Below are 568 nucleotides of genomic sequence, written 5' to 3'. Positions count from 1 at the left end.
GCTATATGTCCGTCTTTCGTGATCATAGGTGAATTATTGCTAGGTTCAGATAGCAAGGCAATATTGGCAATCCATGCCAACTCATAACAAGGGTTTGAGAAACTTGAGCCAACATTTATGCTGACTGAGAATGGACTTGATGTGGTGGACGGCCTCCTGATCCGCTTTTGTGCGATAGTGTGGTTGTTTTTAAAAGCCACCAAGGAGAACGGTTATGTCAGAACTTGCGACGGTAGGAATTGATTTAGCTAAAAACGTTTTTCAAATTCATGGAGTTGATAGTCAGGAGCGTGTCATTCTACGCCGAAAACTGTCACGAAGCGATGTTTTGCCATTCTTCAGTCGCATCCCACGATGTCTAATTGGAATGGAGGCTTGCGCCAGTGCTCATCATTGGGCGCGCTCGCTGCAGGAATTAGGGCATGATGTGCGATTAATGCCAGCAGTTTACGTCAAGCCTTATGTAAAGCGGCAGAAAAATGATGCGGCAGATGCCGAAGCTATATGCGAAGCTGTTAGTCGCCCTACAATGCGTTTCGTACCTATAAAGAGCGAACAACAACAGGCC

General features: G+C 46.0%; 1 protein-coding gene. It reads left to right on the top strand.

Annotated elements, in window-relative coordinates; translation table 11 throughout:
* Window positions 1-214: 214 nt before the first annotated feature.
* Window positions 215-568: IS110 family transposase (locus tag HBA93_RS18070; RefSeq protein WP_221724217.1), on the top strand; the 354-nt coding region annotated here is incomplete at its 3' end.

This window comes from Ochrobactrum sp. SFR4 (assembly GCF_019730395.1).
In the GTDB taxonomy this organism is placed as follows: domain Bacteria; phylum Pseudomonadota; class Alphaproteobacteria; order Rhizobiales; family Rhizobiaceae; genus Pseudochrobactrum.
The sequence above is the reverse complement of the archived record's forward strand: the minus strand, read 5'-3'. Positions and strand labels throughout refer to the sequence as shown.